Origin of the sequence: Mangrovicoccus algicola (assembly GCF_014903745.1) — a bacterium.
GTDB classification, from domain to species: domain Bacteria; phylum Pseudomonadota; class Alphaproteobacteria; order Rhodobacterales; family Rhodobacteraceae; genus Mangrovicoccus; species Mangrovicoccus algicola.
The window spans coordinates 70,979-87,201 of record NZ_JACVXA010000014.1 but is presented as its reverse complement, the minus strand read 5'-3'; the positions used below and the strand labels follow the sequence as shown (position 1 = coordinate 87,201).

General features: G+C 68.5%; 14 protein-coding genes. 3 read left to right on the top strand and 11 right to left on the bottom strand.

The genetic code is table 11. The features are described from left to right. Positions 1 to 123: 123 nt before the first annotated feature. The 7 genes from ICN82_RS07335 to ICN82_RS07305 all read right to left on the bottom strand — a co-directional run bounded on the left by ICN82_RS07335 (position 124) and on the right by ICN82_RS07305 (position 7,566). A complete protein-coding gene (locus tag ICN82_RS07335) occupies positions 124 to 852 on the bottom strand; it encodes a FadR/GntR family transcriptional regulator (RefSeq protein WP_193181281.1) in 729 nt (242 codons plus the stop codon). Next, complete coding sequence (yjfF, locus tag ICN82_RS07330) at positions 849 to 1,841, bottom strand: galactofuranose ABC transporter, permease protein YjfF (protein ID WP_226898338.1); 993 nt, start codon at positions 1,839 to 1,841, stop codon at positions 849 to 851. Before yjfF ends, ICN82_RS07335 begins: the two co-directional genes overlap by 4 nt. Further along, on the bottom strand, positions 1,838 to 2,887 hold the full coding sequence (locus ICN82_RS07325) for an ABC transporter permease (RefSeq protein WP_193181279.1): 1,050 nt from the start codon (positions 2,885 to 2,887) through the stop codon (positions 1,838 to 1,840). Before ICN82_RS07325 ends, yjfF begins: the two co-directional genes overlap by 4 nt. Beyond that, positions 2,887 to 4,398, bottom strand: coding sequence for a sugar ABC transporter ATP-binding protein (locus ICN82_RS07320; RefSeq protein WP_193181277.1), 1,512 nt, complete (start codon positions 4,396 to 4,398; stop codon positions 2,887 to 2,889). Before ICN82_RS07320 ends, ICN82_RS07325 begins: the two co-directional genes overlap by 1 nt. A 76-nt stretch (positions 4,399 to 4,474) precedes the next feature. Beyond that, positions 4,475 to 5,428: a galactofuranose ABC transporter, galactofuranose-binding protein YtfQ gene (gene ytfQ / locus ICN82_RS07315; protein WP_193181275.1), complete on the bottom strand. Its 954-nt coding sequence runs from the start codon at positions 5,426 to 5,428 to the stop codon at positions 4,475 to 4,477. A gap of 121 nt (positions 5,429 to 5,549) precedes the next feature. Next, positions 5,550 to 6,755 (bottom strand): NAD(P)/FAD-dependent oxidoreductase, encoded by a 1,206-nt coding sequence (locus ICN82_RS07310; RefSeq protein ID WP_193181273.1) that lies wholly within the window; start codon positions 6,753 to 6,755, stop codon positions 5,550 to 5,552. After that, on the bottom strand, positions 6,739 to 7,566 hold the full coding sequence (locus ICN82_RS07305) for an NAD-dependent epimerase/dehydratase family protein (protein ID WP_193181271.1): 828 nt from the start codon (positions 7,564 to 7,566) through the stop codon (positions 6,739 to 6,741). The genes ICN82_RS07310 and ICN82_RS07305 overlap by 17 nt, the downstream gene beginning before the upstream one ends. 244 nt (positions 7,567 to 7,810) lie before the next feature. On the opposite strand from ICN82_RS07305, the gene ICN82_RS07300 reads away from it, so the two are divergent. The 3 genes from ICN82_RS07300 to ICN82_RS21610 all read left to right on the top strand — a co-directional run bounded on the left by ICN82_RS07300 (position 7,811) and on the right by ICN82_RS21610 (position 11,846). Then, the gene (locus ICN82_RS07300) at positions 7,811 to 8,752 is read left to right on the top strand and encodes a class I SAM-dependent DNA methyltransferase (protein ID WP_193181269.1); all 942 of its coding nucleotides are present in this window, start codon (positions 7,811 to 7,813) and stop codon (positions 8,750 to 8,752) included. Positions 8,753 to 8,831: 79 nt separating this feature from the next. After that, positions 8,832 to 10,001 carry a 23S rRNA (adenine(2503)-C(2))-methyltransferase RlmN gene (gene rlmN, locus ICN82_RS07295; protein ID WP_193181266.1) on the top strand — a complete coding sequence of 390 codons (1,170 nt, stop codon included), beginning with the start codon at positions 8,832 to 8,834 and terminating at the stop codon, positions 9,999 to 10,001. 114 nt (positions 10,002 to 10,115) lie between these two features. Next, positions 10,116 to 11,846 carry a calcium-binding protein gene (locus ICN82_RS21610; protein WP_193181264.1) on the top strand — a complete coding sequence of 577 codons (1,731 nt, stop codon included), beginning with the start codon at positions 10,116 to 10,118 and terminating at the stop codon, positions 11,844 to 11,846. A gap of 19 nt (positions 11,847 to 11,865) precedes the next feature. Here ICN82_RS21610 and ICN82_RS07285 read toward each other — a convergent pair whose 3' ends face one another. The 4 genes from ICN82_RS07285 to ICN82_RS07270 form a co-directional block, all read right to left on the bottom strand. Further along, entirely contained in the window at positions 11,866 to 13,161 is a 1,296-nt protein-coding gene (locus ICN82_RS07285; RefSeq protein WP_193181263.1) for a Gfo/Idh/MocA family protein, read from the bottom strand. Positions 13,162 to 13,314: 153 nt separating this feature from the next. Next, a complete protein-coding gene (locus ICN82_RS07280; protein WP_193181261.1) occupies positions 13,315 to 14,388 on the bottom strand; it encodes an ABC transporter ATP-binding protein in 1,074 nt (357 codons plus the stop codon). An 18-nt stretch (positions 14,389 to 14,406) separates the two neighbouring features. Then, the gene (locus tag ICN82_RS07275; RefSeq protein ID WP_193181259.1) at positions 14,407 to 15,285 is read right to left on the bottom strand and encodes a carbohydrate ABC transporter permease; all 879 of its coding nucleotides are present in this window, start codon (positions 15,283 to 15,285) and stop codon (positions 14,407 to 14,409) included. Continuing rightward, positions 15,278 to 16,213 carry a carbohydrate ABC transporter permease gene (locus ICN82_RS07270; RefSeq protein ID WP_193181287.1) on the bottom strand — a complete coding sequence of 312 codons (936 nt, stop codon included), beginning with the start codon at positions 16,211 to 16,213 and terminating at the stop codon, positions 15,278 to 15,280. The genes ICN82_RS07275 and ICN82_RS07270 overlap by 8 nt, the downstream gene beginning before the upstream one ends. Positions 16,214 to 16,223 lie beyond the last annotated feature (10 nt).

Here is a 16,223-nt window from a genome sequence, read left to right as displayed (position 1 = left end):
CCCGCAACGCGATTCTCGCCGAAATCGCAAAAAAAGACAGGTGACGTAGGGAGAGGCAAAGCCGCCGCACAAAATATGTACGAGGCAAGGCAGAACGTGCCAGATGTTGATTGCGCGGTCGTGTCAGACCCGGCTCCCGCCATTGACCCGGGCATAGCCATCCTCGATCACCCGCCGCATGCTCCGGCGCGCCGCCGCGGCATCTCCGTGGCAGATGGCGGCCGCGATGTCGCGATGGCGTGCCGCGACGGTCTGGGCGCCTTCGGGAAAGAAGCGCTGCGCCTCGGCCAGGAACAGCGCGTAGAGCGCCGTCTGCACCATGTCGCCCAGCGACAGCAGGAACCGGTTCCCCGACAGCCGCAGCACCTCGCGGTGGAACTCGTAATCGGCCACCGCGAAATCCGCCCGCCCCGGGGCCGCGGCCAGGGCATCGGCCAGGCGGAACAGCCGGTCGCAGCCCCGGGCATTGGTCCGCAGCGCCGCCTGCCCGGCCGCGGCGGGCTCGAAGATCAGCCGCATCTCGAAAAGCTCGTCATAGAAGGCCCCGGCATTGCGCAGCCCCGCATGCCAGCGCAGAACGTCCTCGTCGAACATGTTCCAGGCCTCGGCATCGCGCACATGGGTGCCGACCTTGGCCTTGGACTGGATCAGCCCCTTGGCGATCAGGGTCTTCTTGGCCTCGCGCACGACGGTGCGCGAGACGTCGAACATCTCGCACAGGTCGGGATCGAGGGGGATCATGGTCTCGGACGGGTACTCCCCGGCGACGATGGCGCGGCCCAACTGCTCGACCACGAAATCGGTATGGCTCGAGGCGCGCGCCGCCCGCCCGCCGGGGGTAGCGAGGCTCATGAGGGCGTGGGCGAGCCAGCTGCCGGTCTTCTGCGGATCGTCGTTGCCCAAGTCAGCCCCTTTTGCAGCAGGATGAAGGTGAAGAGCAGCGCCCCGATGACGATCTTGGTCCACCAGCTCGAAAGTGTCCCGTCGAAAACGATATAGGTCTGGATCAGCCCCATGATCAGGATGCCGAAGAAGGTTCCGGCGACGAAGCCGCTGCCGCCGGTCAGCAGCGTGCCGCCGATCACCACCGCGGCGATGGCGTCGAGCTCCACCCCCACCGCGGCCAGCGAATAGCCCGCCGAGGTGTAAAGCGCGAAGACGATGCCCGCCAGCCCCGACAGCCCGCCCGAGATCGCGTAGATGCCGATCGTGGTGCGCGCCAGCGGCACGCCCATCAGCCGCGCGGTCCGCGCCCCGCCGCCGATGGCATAGACGTTCTGTCCGAACCGCGTGCGATGCGCGACCAGGATGGCGCCGAGGAACACCGCCACCATCACGCCCCCCGCGAGGCGGAACCGCCCGCCGGAGGGGGCTTTCCAGTAGATGTCCTGCAGCCAGTCGCAGAACTCGTGGGTGATCGGCACGCTGTCCACCGACAGCACATAGGCCGCGCCCCGGGCCAGGAACATGCCGGCCAGGGTGACGATGAAGGCGGGCATTTCCAGGAAATGGATCACCGCCCCCATCGCCGCCCCGAAACCGGCGGTCAATGCCAGCACCAGGGCGAAGGCCGCCAGCGGGTGAAGGGAGGTGTCGCGCAGGACCACCGCCAGGAAGACCCCGGTGAAGGCGATGACCGACCCCACCGACAGGTCGATCCCGCCCGAGAGGATGACGAAGGTCATGCCGACGGCGGCGATCCCGAGGAAGGCGTTGTCGGTCAGCAGGTTTGCCACGACGCGGCTGGACAGCATCGCCGGATAGGCCGAGGCACACAGCGCATAGGCAATGACGAAGGTGACCAGCGTCACGATCAGCGGCAGGCTGGTGGAACGGATCATCTTGCGGTCTCCTTGGCATGCGCGCCGCCGCGCGGGGCGCGGCCGGGGGCGGGATCGCCGCCGGAGGCGCGCAGGATGTAGATCCAGTGGCCGATCCGCGGGGACTGGATCACCAGGATGGCGAGGATCAGCACCGCCTTGATGACAAGGTTGAACTCGGGCGGCATGCCCGAAAGCAGTATCGCCGAATTGACCGACTGGATGATCAGCGCCCCCAGCAGCGAGGCGATGATCGAGAACCGCCCGCCCAGCAGGGAATTGCCGCCGATCACCACCGCCAGGATCGCGTCCAGCTCCATCCACAGCCCGGCATTGTTGGCATCCGCCCCCTTGATGTCGGCGGCGACGATCACCCCCGCCAGCGCCGCGCAGAGCCCCGAGACCAGGTAGACGCAGACCAGCAGGCCGCGCGCATTGATCCCCGCCAGCCGCGCCGCGGCGGCATTGATGCCGATGGATTCGATCAGAAGCCCCAGCGCGCTGCGCCGCACCCCCCAGGCCATGGCCGCGCCGAGCGCGATCCAGATGGCCACCGGCACCGGCAGCCCCAGGATGGTGCCCGACCCCAGCCGGATCAGCCCTTCGTTCAGGAAGGTCAGGATCGTGCCCTCGGTGACCAGCTGGGCGATGCCCCGCCCGGCGACCATCAGCACCAGCGTGGCGACGATGGGCTGGATCCTGAGCCAGGCGACCAGCACGCCGTTCCAGATGCCGCACAGCCCCCCCGCCAGCAGCGCGCCCGCCAGCGCCGTGCCCCAGCCATGGCCGTCCGTGACGATCTTGGCGGCGCAGGCCCCGGCGATCGCCATGACCGCGCCCACCGACAGGTCGATGCCGCGCGTGCCGATCACCAGCGTCATGCCGATGGCCAGGATCGCGGTCGGCGCGCCGCGGTTCAGCACGTCGATGATGCCGCCGAACAGGCGGCCATTCTGGAACTCCACCCGGAAGAAATCCGGAAAGACCGCCAGGTTCAGCAGCAGGACCGCCGCCAGGATGACAAGCTGCGGCGCCAGGCGGCGCAGCGGCGCATGCGACAGGGCCATCAGGCCACCTCCCTTTCCTCGTCGGCGATCGCCCGGACGATGTTCTCCGAGGTGATGGCCCGGCCCTCCAGCTCGGCGACCTGCACCCGGTCGCGCAGCACCAGCACGCGCGAGGCGGCGGCGGCCAGCTCCTCCATTTCGGAGGAGGCCACGATCAGCGCCATGCCCCCGGCGCGCAGCGTCTCGATCAGGTGCAGGATCTCGGCATGGGCACCCACATCGATGCCGCGGGTCGGCTCGTCGAGGATCAGCAGCCGCGGCTCCGTCGCCAGCCACCGCGCCAGCAAGGCCTTCTGCTGATTGCCCCCCGACAGCAGCCGGATCGGCATGTCGAGGCTGGCCGCGCGGATGTCCAGCGCGCGCAGGTAGCCCTGGGCGATCTCTTCCGCCCTGCCCCGCGACAGCGGCCGCGCCCAGCCCTGCCGCGCCTGCAGCGCCAGGATGATGTTCTCGCGCACCGACAGGTCGCCGATGATGCCGTCGGCCTTGCGGTCCTCCGGGCACAGCGCGATGCCCGCGGCGATGGCGTCGCGCGGTCCGCGCAGCGCCAGGTCGCGCCCGCCAAGCCGGATGCGGCCCTGGTCGGCCTGGATCGCGCCGAAGATCAGGCTGGCCGTTTCGGTCCGCCCGGCGCCCAGCAGCCCGGCCAGCCCGATCACCTCGCCCTCGCGGATGCTCAGCGAGAAGGGCGCCAGCGTGCCGCGCCGCCCCAAATCCTCGATCTCGGCCAGGACCGGACCGGCCGCGCCGCCATGGGACAGCCGCATCTCGGTTTCCAGCTGACGGCCCAGCATCAGGTGGACGATGTCGCGCGGGGTGGCATCGGCCAGGTCCCGGCTGCCCACGACATGGCCGTTCCTCAGCACGGTCGCCCGGTCGCAGATGGCGAAGACCTGGTCGAGGAAATGGGTGATGAACACGATGGCCAGCCCCCGCGCCCTCAGCCGCCGGATGACCGAGAAGACCAGCTCCACCTCGCCCGCATCGAGGCTGGCGGTCGGCTCGTCGAGGATCAGCACGCGGCCCGACATCTCGGCCGCCCGCGCGATGGCCACGACCTGCTGGACCGCCACCGAATAGGCCGCCAGCGGTTCGCGCACGTCGATCTTCAGCCCGTATCCCGCCAGGAGCGCCTCCGCCTCCGCCGCCATGCGCCGCCGCGAGATCAGCCCCCAGCGCCGCGGCTGCCGCCCCAGGAACAGGTTCTCCGCCACGGTCAGGTTGGGCAGCAGGTTGACCTCCTGGTAGACGGTGCCGATGCCGAGCCTCTGGCTGTCCTCGGTCGATCCCGGATCGATCGGGCGCCCGTCCAGCCGGATCGTCCCGCCATCGCGGGAATACGCGCCGGTCAGGCACTTGATCAGCGTCGACTTGCCCGCCCCGTTCTCGCCCAGCAGGGCATGGACCTCGCCCGGCATGAGCGTCAGGTCGACATCGGCCAGCGCGATGGCGCCGGGAAAGAACTTGGTGATGCCGCGCGCCTGCAGCACCGGCCGGACGGGATCCGTCATGGCGGTCTCCTGGTATCTCGGGCGGGAAAGGACACTCCCCGCGCGCACGGGACGCGCGGGGACGACGGGCCCCGGATCAGTATCCGAGGCTCTTCTTTTCCTCGTAGACGGCCATGTTGTCGTCCGCGCCGGTATAGAGCCGCGATTCCGTCTGGATCCACTTCTCCGGCTCGGTGCCGCTGGCCAGATAGGCCTCCAGCGCATCCAGCGCCGGACCCGCCATGTTCGGCGTCAGCTCGATCGTGGCATTCATCTCGCCATTGGCGATGGCCAGATGCGCATCGGGCACCGCGTCGATGGCGACGATGCGGATATCCTCGCCGGGGGTCAGCCCCGCCTCCTTGATCGCCTGGATCGCCCCCACCGCCATGTCGTCATTATGGGCGTAGAGCGCGCAGATGTTTTCGCCCCCCTCGGCCTTGAGGAAGCTCTCCATCACCACCTTGCCCTGGGCACGGGTGAAATCGCCGGTCTGGCTGCGCACGATCTCCAGGTTGTCGTGATCGGCGATGCCCTGCTCGAACCCGGTCTTGCGGTCGATGGCGGGCGAGGATCCCGTGGTGCCCTGCAGCTCGACGATGCGGCACGGTTCCCCGGCCATCTCCTCGGCCAGCCATTCGCCGGCGACGCGGCCCTCATGCACGAGGTCCGAGGTGACGGCGGTCAGGTACAGGCTCTTGTCGGCATCGACCATGCGGTCCATCAGGATCACGGGGATGTCGGCCTCCTTGGCCTCCTCCAGCACGTCGTCCCAGCCGGTCGCCACGACCGGCGCCAGCAGGATGCCGTCGACGCCCTGGGCGATGAAGCCGCGCAGCGCCTTGATCTGGTTTTCCTGCTTCTGCTGGGCATCGGCGAATTTCAGCTCGATGCCGCGGCTTTCGGCCTGCTGCCGGGTCACCGTGGTCTCGGCCGCGCGCCAGCCCGATTCCGAGCCGATCTGCGAAAAGCCGATGGTCATATCCGCCGCCGCGGCCATTGGGGCCAGCGCGACGGCGCCCGCAAGGAGCGTCGCCTTCAGTGTCATCATCTTCCTCCCTTGGTGGTCTTCTTGGTCTTTTTTGAGAAGAGTTAAGTATTACTTTATGACTTTTGCAAGCGTTTTGTCGCATGTATGGACCGGAGCGCGGAACAGGCGCCGGTCCGCCCGCTCAGATGATTGCGTGCTCGGGCAGGGCACGGCGCTCCAGCACGCGCTCCGCGCCAAGCTCCGTGAAATCCAGGCTCAGATAGCGGCCATGCACGATCCGCTCGGCCACGGCGCGGCCGGTTGCCGGGGCCTGCTGCAGCCCATGGCCGGAGAAGCCGTTGGCAAGGACGAAATTCGGCAGCGCGGGATGCGGCCCGATGATCGCGTTGCAGTCCAGCGCATTCATCGCGTAATGGCCCGCCCACATGTTCAGCTGCCGGATCGCCTCGAAGGCGGGCGAGCGCGCGGCCAGCGCGGGCCAGATGACCTCCTCGAATTCCGCGTGGCGCGGCTCGAAATCATCCGCCTCCACGGCCGGATCCTCCGCGGGCGCGGCGCCGGCCAGGAAATACCGCCCCTCGGGCCGGACATAGACGCCGGTCGGGTCGATCATCAGGGGCAGGCGACCGCCTGCCACATGCGCGCTGCCCTCGGGGCTGGACTGGCAGTCGAAGACGAACACCGTCCGCTTGCGCCGTTCCACCGGAAGATCCAGCCCGGCCATGCGCGCCACCTCCGCCGCGCGCGGCCCGGCACAGTTGACAACCCAGCCGGCCGCCACCTGCCGCCCCGAGCCCAGCCGCACCCCCGTCACGCGCCCCCCCGCGCAGGTCACGCCCGTCACCTCGTCGCGCAGATACTCCGCCCCCGCGGCACGGGCCTTCGCGCGGAACCCGTTCATCATCCCGGTATTGGAGAACCAGCCCTCGCCCGAACGCCCGTAGGAGGCCAGGCGGATCCCCTCGGTCCGCAGATGCGGGAAGGCCGCCGCCAGCTCCGCCGGGGACCACAGCACGACATCGGCGCCACAGCCGCGCTGCACCTCATGCGCGCCGCGCAGCGCCGCCTCCTGCGCCGGGCTCCCCGCCAGATACAGGTATCCCGCCTCGCGGAAATTCAGGTCGGGCCGGTCATCCGCCACCGCCATCGCATCGGCGAAACCGCGGATGACCTCCGCCCCGTACTGGCTGATACGCACGTTGAGCGCCGTGGAGAACTGCACGCGGATCCCGGAGGCAGACAGAGCCGTGGAGGCGCGCGAATAGGTCGGATCGCGCTCCACCACCAGCACGCGTCCATCGAAGGCGGGATCGGCCGTCAGGTAATGCGCGACGGCCGATCCGATCACCGCCCCGCCGACGATCACGACGTCATAGCTGTCCCTCATCGCGGTCCTCCGGATGGCCGGCCGCGCAGATGCGCCCGCCCAGATACATGACCGACGGCGCCGCCGGATCGCCGGGGGGCACCGCCGCCTCCACCCTGGCACGGAAGGGCGCGGTGCCGTCCTGCGGCACGAAGCCCAGATGCCGCGCCAGCCGGTCATCCACCGGCTTCACCGGATTGTCGGACATGCCGAAGGCGATCGTATGGCCGACCCGCGGCGCGGTCAGCGCCGCCTCCACCAGCCGCACGCAGTCGCCGAAGCTCAGCCAGGACCACAGGTTGCGCCGGTCGCCGGGTTCGGGGAAGGAGGAAAAGATGCGCAGGCAGGCGCTCTCGATCCCGAACTTGTCCCAGTAGAGCCGCGCCAGCGCCTCGGTGAAGCATTTGGAAACGCCGTAGAGGCTGTCGGGCCGGACCGGCGCGGCGGCATCGACATGGTCCTCCAGCCGGTGGAACCCGACCGCATGAACCGAAGAGGCATAGACGATGCGCCGGACCCCCGCGCGCCGCGCGCCCTCGTAGATGTGGTAGGAGCCGCGGATCGAACTGTCGAGGATCTCGGCCCAGGGCGCCTCATGCGGGGTGCCGCCGAAATGCACCACCGCATCCACCCCGGCGCAGGCGGCGTGACAGGCCGCCTCATCCGCCAGGTCGAAGATCATCGCCGTTTCGTTCGGGCGGAGCTCGAGGATCGGCGCGCGGTCGGCCAGCCGCAATTCCCGCGCCAGGGGCGCCAGCCCGCGCCGCAATTCCGTGCCCAGCCGCCCCGCGGCGCCGGTGATCAGCACCCTGTCGAAACGCGGCTCCGTCATCGTCCTGCCCCGCTGCTGTCCATCCTGCCCATCACCCGGTCCTCCCCTCATGGTCTCGGGGCCGACGCTGCCCCGGCGGCAGCCTCTCTGCAAGCCCTGCCCGCGGCCGGCGGGCGGCCGGGCCTTGACCGGGCCCGCGCGGCGCGCTACCGGCCCGGCAGCATCCGGATCGGGGATGTGGCGTGCGCTGCCGCGTGGGATCGCAAGGCGATCCAAACGAGCAGCCCCTTCGGAAGACAGACGCATGATCGCGACACGCGTGAGCTCGGGCCGGCCGGATGCCGACCGCCGACTTGAATTTGCCGAAGGCCTGGCCGCGGCGGGGGATCTGCACGCGGCGGCAGAAGTCCTGGCCGGGGCGCTGGCACTGGTGCCGGACTGGGCTGCGGGCTGGTTCCGGCTGGGCGAATGGCACGAGGCGGCGGGCGATGCCGCCGCCGCGATCGCGGCCTGGGACCGCGCCGTCGCGGCCGACCCGGCCGACCGGTTCGGGGCCGGGATGAAACGCGACCTCATGCGCGCCGTCCCCGTGACCGAGGCCGTCCCCCCCGCCTTCGTCGAGGCGCTTTTCGACCAGTATGCCCCGCGCTTCGAGGCCTCCCTGGTCGATCAGCTGGCCTATCGTGCGCCGCAGCTGCTGGCCCGGGCGCTGCCGCCGCGCCGCTTTGCGCGGGCCATCGACCTTGGCTGCGGCACCGGGCTGGCGGGCGAGGTGCTGCGCCCCCGCTGCGACTGGCTCGGCGGCTGGGACATCTCGGCGGGGATGCTGCGGGAAGCGGCGGCCAAGGGGATCTATGACGCGCTGGAGAAACGCGATCTTTCGCGGCTGGAAATCGATGCGACGCGCTATGACCTCATCCTGGCGGCGGATGTCTTCATCTATCTCGGCGCCCTGGAGCGGATCCTCGCCTGGGCGGCGGGATCGCTGGCGCCGGGCGGCGTGCTGGCCTTCACCGTCGAGAAGGGCGAGGCGCCGCTGACGCTCCGCGACAGCCGCCGCTTTGCCCATTCCGCCGCCTATCTGCGCGCGGTGCTGCAGGCGGCGGGTTTCGCGCAGATCGGGCTGGAGGAGGCCGTGCTCCGGCAGGATCGCGGCGCGGATATCGCGGGCCTCGTGGTCACCGCCGCCTCTGCCCTGCCCGTGCGCCAGGACCAGGGCGACAGCGACGACGCCGTTCCCGCCTGACAGACCGGTCCTCCGGGGCCTAGGCAAACCCGTGCTTTTGTGGTAGCGACTCGCCTTCGCCCCACCCAGGAGTCGCCCGATGACCGAACTGCACGCCGCATCTGCGCCGATCACCCAGGATGTCATGACCCTTCCGCGCAAGCTGCCGGAGGGACCGGTGAACCTTGTCGGGCTGACCCGCGACAAGCTGCGCGACGCGCTGGCCGAGACCGGCGTGCCCGAGAAACAGCTGAAGATGCGCGTCAATCAGCTCTGGGCCTGGATCTACGAACGCGGGGTCCGCTCCTTCGACGACATGACCAACCTGGCCAAGAGCTTCCGGGCCGACCTGGCCGGACGGTTCGTCATCGAGCTGCCAGAGATCGTGTCGAAACAGGTCTCGGCGGACGGCACGCGCAAATACCTGGTCAGGATCGCCGGCGGCCACGAGGTCGAGGTCGTCTACATCCCCGAGGCGGATCGCGGCACGCTGTGCATCTCCTCCCAGGTGGGCTGCACGCTGACCTGTTCCTTCTGCCATACCGGCACGCAGAAACTGGTGCGCAACCTGACCCCCGGCGAGATCATCGGCCAGGTCATGCTGGTGCGCGACGACCTGGGCGAATGGCCGGAACCCGGCAAGCCCAAGAACGAGGCGCGGCTTCTGTCCAATATCGTGCTGATGGGCATGGGCGAGCCGCTGTACAATTTCGAGAATGTCCGCGACGCGATGAAGATCGCGATGGACCCGGAAGGCATCAGCCTGTCGCGCCGCCGCATCACCCTGTCGACGTCCGGCGTGGTGCCGGAAATCGCCCGCGCCGCCACCGAGATCGGCTGCCAGCTGGCGGTCAGCTTCCACGCGACCACCGACGAAGTGCGCGACCGCCTGGTGCCGATCAACAGGAAATGGAACATCGAGACCCTGCTGGACGCGCTGCGCGCCTATCCCAAGGCCTCGAATTCCGAGCGGATCACCTTCGAATACGTCATGCTGAAGGACGTCAATGACAGCGACGAGGATGCGCGGCGGCTTGTCAAGCTGATCTCGGGCATCCCGGCGAAGATCAACCTGATCCCGTTCAACGAATGGCCCGGCGCCCCCTATCAGCGCTCGGACTGGGAGCGGATCGAGAAATTCGCCGATATCGTCTACAAGGCCGGCTATTCCTCGCCGATCCGCACGCCGCGCGGCGAGGACATCATGGCCGCCTGCGGCCAGCTGAAATCGGCCACGGAACGCGCCCGCCGGGACCGCGTCGCGCTCTGACGGGGCACGCGCGCGCCGTGCTGCCGCAGCGGCAATGGTTTTCTTGAATGCATCAGTCATTCCTGCTTTGTTCAGGCGGGAGTGAGTGTCAGCAAGCTTCAGGATCCCGCCGCCGTGACCTATTCCGTCAATCTCCGTGTCGGCGACTTCGCCGCCGAGACGGTCCGCCTCCATGTCAGATTCAGCGTCACCTACAGCGAGGCGCCGTTTCCCGAAACGCTGGTGGAGGACCCCGCCTATGGCGACAGCTTCGGTTACATCGACTATTCCGTCTTCAACGAGTCGCTGACGCTGGGCAATTACACCGAGACGGTGGTCGAGCTGACGGAAGGCAAATACGGCGTCTACAACGATCCCGACGAACCCTCCGACTGGGTCAACGGATCGCCGGACGGGGACTGGACCGGGTCGGATTACTACAAGACCAGCATCTCCGGCGTGTATACCTTTCCCACGGACGCCTATCTGGAATGGCGCGGCCGCGACTGGCAGGACAAGTATCCGGGCCTGACCCAGACCGACAGTTTCTGGCGCGTCTACTACATCTCCGGCGAAGAATTGTCGCGGATCGCGTCGCCGGAACCCTATAACCTGATCACCGGCCCCGCCTCGGAACGCCACCTGCTGGAGGCGCAGCTCTACCTCGAGGATGTCGCCGAAAGCGTCGCCCTGTCCCCGACCCTGTACCAGATCGCCGATGGCTACCGGAGCGTCCCGCTGGATCCCGGCGATCCCTGGCAGGCGGAATACGAAATCCCCTATCTCGCCGAGTCCCTGACCGGTGCGGCGCTGATGCTGATGCAGATGCACCTGGCCGATCGCGGCCGCGCCGGTCTGGCGGATCTGACCGGAACGGTCAGCGCCATTGACGCGCTGGCGGAGTCCCTGCAGGCGCGGTTCATCGCGCCGCGGCTTGACCTGATCGGACTGTTCGCCGATGCGGACGGCACGCTGGCCGATCACGACACCATCGAGGCATGGGAAGCCGCGAACGCGCTGAGCGCCGCCTCGCTGCTGGGCTTCGTCACCGACAACGCCCCGGCGGCCGGGCTGGCGCTTGGCGCGCTGTCGCTGGTCGCCAGCGGCGGAGACAGCGGCGAGGTGCTGCACGTCTTCGGCGCCGAGGGCGCGGCGGCAGGCACGGGCGGATCGGATCGCGGCATCTTCGGGGCGGGCGATGATGTCTATGACGGCGGCGCGGGCCGGGACTACCTGTCCGGCCATGACGGGCGCGACCGCCTGTTCGGGGGCGCGGATCGCGACTGGCTGCTGGGCGGCAACGGCGCCGACACGCTGAAAGGCGGACAGGGACGGGACGAGTTGCGCGGCGGCAATGGCTGGGACCGGCTGTCGGGCGGGATCGGCAACGATACGCTATCGGGCCAGTCCGGGCATGACCGGCTGTCGGGCGAGGATGGCGCGGACCGGCTCTGGGGCGGCAATGGAAACGACCTTCTGGAAGGCGGATCCGGCGCGGACCGCCTGTTCGGCGGCGCCCGGGACGACCGGCTGTTCGGCAATGCGGGGCAGGACCGCCTTTACGGCGGCAGCGGCCGCGACCGGCTGGATGGCGGGATCGGCAGCGACACGATGACCGGCGGCAGCGGGGCCGACAGCTTCGTCTTCTCGGCGGCGCTCAATGCCGGGTCCCGCGACGTGATCGCCGATTTCGGCACCGGCGCCGACCGGCTGCTGATCGGCGGTTTCCGCGGCGATGCCGGGGACGTGACGGACCGCGCGAAGCAGCAGGGCGACGATGTGCTGATCGCCTTCGACAACGGGGCGGAACTGCTGCTGCGCGATATCGCGCTGTCGGCGCTGGAAGGGCGGATCGACCTGTTGTGATCCGCCCCGCCCGCCCTGCTCAGCAGGGCAGGACGATGCCGTGCTCGGCCAGGAGCCCGTCGACGCCCACCGCCTGGCCGCGCTCGATCGAGGCATTGGCCGCGATGCCGGTCAGGATCGACCAGGCGCCGTCGACATGGGTCGAGCCGCGGCCATAGCGGTCGGGCTCGACCGCCGGGTCGAACAGGTAGCCCAGCATCACCGGATCGGCGCCGCCATGGTCGCCCTCCCCCTGCCAGACATCCAGAACCTCGGGCGCCTCTCCCGCGCGGTGCAGCACGGTGCGCATCGACTCGCGGCCCTCGGCCTTCTCGCGCTGGCCGCCGAAGACGCCGTGCACCTCCACATGGCGGTGGGTCAGCTCGCCTTCCGTGCCCTGGAAGGTGATGTCCAGCCCCTCCCAGGGCGAATAGGCGGTCAGCGTGTAGTTCAAGAGCGCGCCCGAGCGGTAGCGGGCATGGACCTGCATCGTGTCCTCGATGCTGATCTCGGGATCGAAGACGCAGGCATCGCGCAGGTAGCCGTCCTCCTCCTCCGCCTCCAGATACATGGTCCGCAGCTTCTCGTCGGTCTCCAGATCCATGCGGAACTGGCAGGCGGAAGCAGAGGGGCAGACATGGCAGCGCGGCCCGCGCGGGACCAGCCCCATCGCGTCGCCGGTCTCGGGGCGGTACATGTGGCGCGCGCCATGGGCGGTGACCGTCTCGGGGGTCGATCCCAGCCACCAGTTCACCAGGTCGAAATGGTGGGTGGACTTGTGCACCAGAAGCCCGCCCGAGCGGTCCTTGTGCCGGTGCCAGCGACGGAAGTAATCGGCCCCGTGCACCCGGTCCAGGTGCCAGCGGAAATCGATCGCCGTCACCTTGCCGATGGCGCCGGACATCAGCAGGTCCTTGATCTGGGTGCGCGCCGGCGTGTAGCGGTAGTTGAAGGTCACGGTCACGCGCCGCCCGGTCTCGGCCTGCGCGTCGAGGATCGCCTTCAGCTTGCCCAGATCGACGGTCATCGGCTTTTCCGTGATCACATCGCATCCCGCGCGCATCGCCTCGACCATGTATTCATGGTGCAGGTCATCGGGCACGGTGACGATGACGGTGTCGGGCTTCTGCTCGGAGAGCATCCGCGGGAACTCCCCCGCCCGGTAGGTGGCGATGCCGTTGCCGCCGGGATCGGGCACGGCCGCCGCCGACAGGGCCAGCCGGTGGCCGTTGAGGTCGCACAGCCCCACCAGGTCATTCTCTGCGGCATAGGTCTCGGCGACGGCGCTGCGGAACATCTGGTGGCGGGATCCGGTGCCGACGATTGCGTATTTCATCTGCGGTCTCTCGAACAGGCGGGCGCGCGAACAGGTACGGCGCCCTGGAAACAGGGAGCTGCCGGGGCCGGTCGCGGACCGGCCGACAGGTGGCGGGGGCGCCGCCGCAGGCGGACGCGGAAAGGCGGGTGCGGGACCGGGTCCCGCACCCGGTCAGGCGCTGCGTCGCAGCGCGGAGCCGTCCTCGGCAAAGACATGGGCATTGGCCGGGTCGAGCCGCAGGGGCAGGACATCGCCGGTGCGGATGCCCTGCTGGCCGGGGGCGACGACATTCAGGCTCTCGCCCGAGGGCGTCACGGCATAAAGGACGGTCGTGCCGCCGAGATGCTCGACCAGATCGACCCGCGCCTCGCCCAGGCTGGCGCCGCCGCCGCCGCTGCCGATCTCGACATGTTCGGGACGGATGCCGAAGGTCAGCCGCCCCGGCGCGGGCCTCGCGGCAATCCCGTCCAGGCGCTGTCCTGCCACGTCGATCCCCGCCTCCGAGGCGGTGGCGTCGAGGAAGTTCATCTTGGGCGAGCCGATGAACCCCGCGACGAAACGGTTGGCCGGGCTGTTATACAGTTCCAGCGGCGTGCCGGCCTGCATCACCTGCCCGCCTTTCAGCACCACGATGCGGTCGGCCATGGTCATCGCCTCCACCTGGTCATGGGTGACGTAGATCATGGTATTGCCGAGGCGTTCATGCAGCTTGGAGATCTCCACCCGCATCTGCACGCGCAGTTCCGCATCCAGGTTCGACAGCGGTTCGTCGAAGAGGAAGATGTCGGGGTCGCGCACGATCGACCGGCCGATGGCGACGCGCTGGCGCTGCCCGCCGGACAGCGCCTTGGGCCTGCGTTCCAGAAGCTGGGTGATCTGCAGCGTCTCGGCGGCGGCATTCACCCGCCGGTCGATCTCGGCACGGCTCATGCGCATCGTCTCCAGCCCGAAGGCCAGGTTCTTGCGCACCGACATGTGCGGGTAGAGCGCGTAGGACTGGAACACCATGGCGATGCCGCGTTTCGAGGCGGGCGTGTCGTTCATGCGCTGCCCCCCGATCAGCAGGTCGCCGTCCGAGATGGTCTCCAGCCCCGCGATCATCCGCAGGAGGGTGGATTTCCCGCAGCCCGAGGGGCCGACGAAGACGGTGAACTGTCCCGGTTCGATATCGAGATCGAGGTCCCGGATCACCTCGACGGCGCCGAAGCGCTTGGTGACGTTGCGCAGGCGGATTGGCGTGGTCATGACAAGTCTCCTTGTGCCTCAGCGCTTCATGCCGGTGGTGGCGATGCCCTCGATCAGGAGGCGCTGGAAGAAGAGGAAGATGAGAAAGATCGGGATCAGCGACAGGACGGACATCGCGAAAAGCGCGTTCCAGTTCGTCGATCCGGAACTGTCGATGAAGGAGCGCAGCGCCAGCTGCACGGTGTAGAGCCCGGTATCGCTGATATAGATGAGCGGTCCGAAGAAATCTTCCCAGGTCCAGATGAAGGAGAAGATCGCGGCCGTCGCCAGCACCGGCAGCGACAGGGGCAGCATGATGCGGGTATAAATCCGCCAGGGGCTGCAGCCATCCATCATCGCCGCCTCGTCCAGCTCGCGCGGGATGCCGCGGAAGAACTGCACCATCAGGAAGATGAAGAAGGCGTCGACCGCGAAGTATTTCGGCACGATCAGCGGCAGCCAGGTGTTCACCCAGCCGAGCTTCAGGAACAGCACGTATTGCGGGATCAGCGTCACGTGATAGGGCAGCATCAGCGTCCCCAGCATCAGCGCGAACCAGATCGCCCGGCCGCGGAATTTCAGCCGCGTGAAGGCGAAGGCGGCCAGCGAGGCGGCCAGGACGTTGCCGATCGTGGCCAGGGTGGCGATGATCAGCGAGTTGACGAAGAACTTGCCGAAGCTGATCTGCAACCCGAACCAGCCGTCCTTGTAGGCCTCGATGGTGACCTGCGACGGGATCAAGCTGGTATTGCCGCCGAACAAGTCGTCGGCGGGACGCAGCGACCCGGCCAGCATCCACAGGATCGGGTAGAGCATCACGAAGGACACGGCCATCAGGACCGAATGGCTGATCGCGGAACGCAGCGCGGGATAGGCCGGCTGCTGGCCCGGCAGGGCCTGGGCGGCGGCATCAGTCATCGTAATGCACCCAGTATTTCGTGGAGAGGAAGCTCAGCGCGGTGAAGCCCGCGATGATCGCCACCAGCACCCAGGCCAGCGCCGAGGCATAGCCCATGCGGAAATAGCCGAAGGCCTCCTGGTAGAGGTAGAGCGTGTAGAACAGCGTGGAATTGATCGGCCCGCCCGATCCCCCCGAGACGATGAAGGCCGGGGTGAAGGCCTTGAAGGCGTCGATCGTCTGGATCACCAGGTTGAAGAAGATCACCGGCGTCAGCAGCGGCAGCGTGATCTTCACGAACTGGCGCCGCTTCGACGCGCCGTCGATGCTGGCAGCCTCGTACATGTCCGCGGGGATCTGGCGCAGCCCGGCCAGGAAGATGATCATCGGCGATCCGAACTGCCAGACCGACAGGATCACCAGCGTGTAGAGCGAGTAATTCGGATTCGAGATCCAGCTGGGCCCTTCGATCCCGAAGACCCAGAGAAGGTCGTTGACCAGACCGTCGGCGGCGAAAAGCTGCCGCCACAGGACGGCGATGGCAACCGAGGCGCCCAGAAGCGACGGCAGGTAGAAGATCGCGCGATAGACCGGCAGGCCGCGCATCCCGCGGTTCAGCATCATGGCAACCGCCAGGGCGAAGGCCAGCTTCAGCGGCACCGACAGCGCGACATAGAGGAATGTCACCTTCATCGCCGCGCCGAAATTGGGATCGGCCGTGGCCATGTGGACATAGTTCGACACCCCGGCAAAGCGCGGCGCGGACAGCAGGTCGTAATCGGTGAAGCTCAGATAGAGCGACCCCAGGGCGGGCCCCAGCGTCAGGCAGAAGAACCCGATCAGCCAGGGGGACAGGAACAGGTAGCCCGGCAGGTTGCGCCGGAGGCCCTCGGCGAAACGGGAGGGGGGACGGCGCCCCTCCTCCCATCCATTGGTGGCGGTTTCCATCGTCACCGGA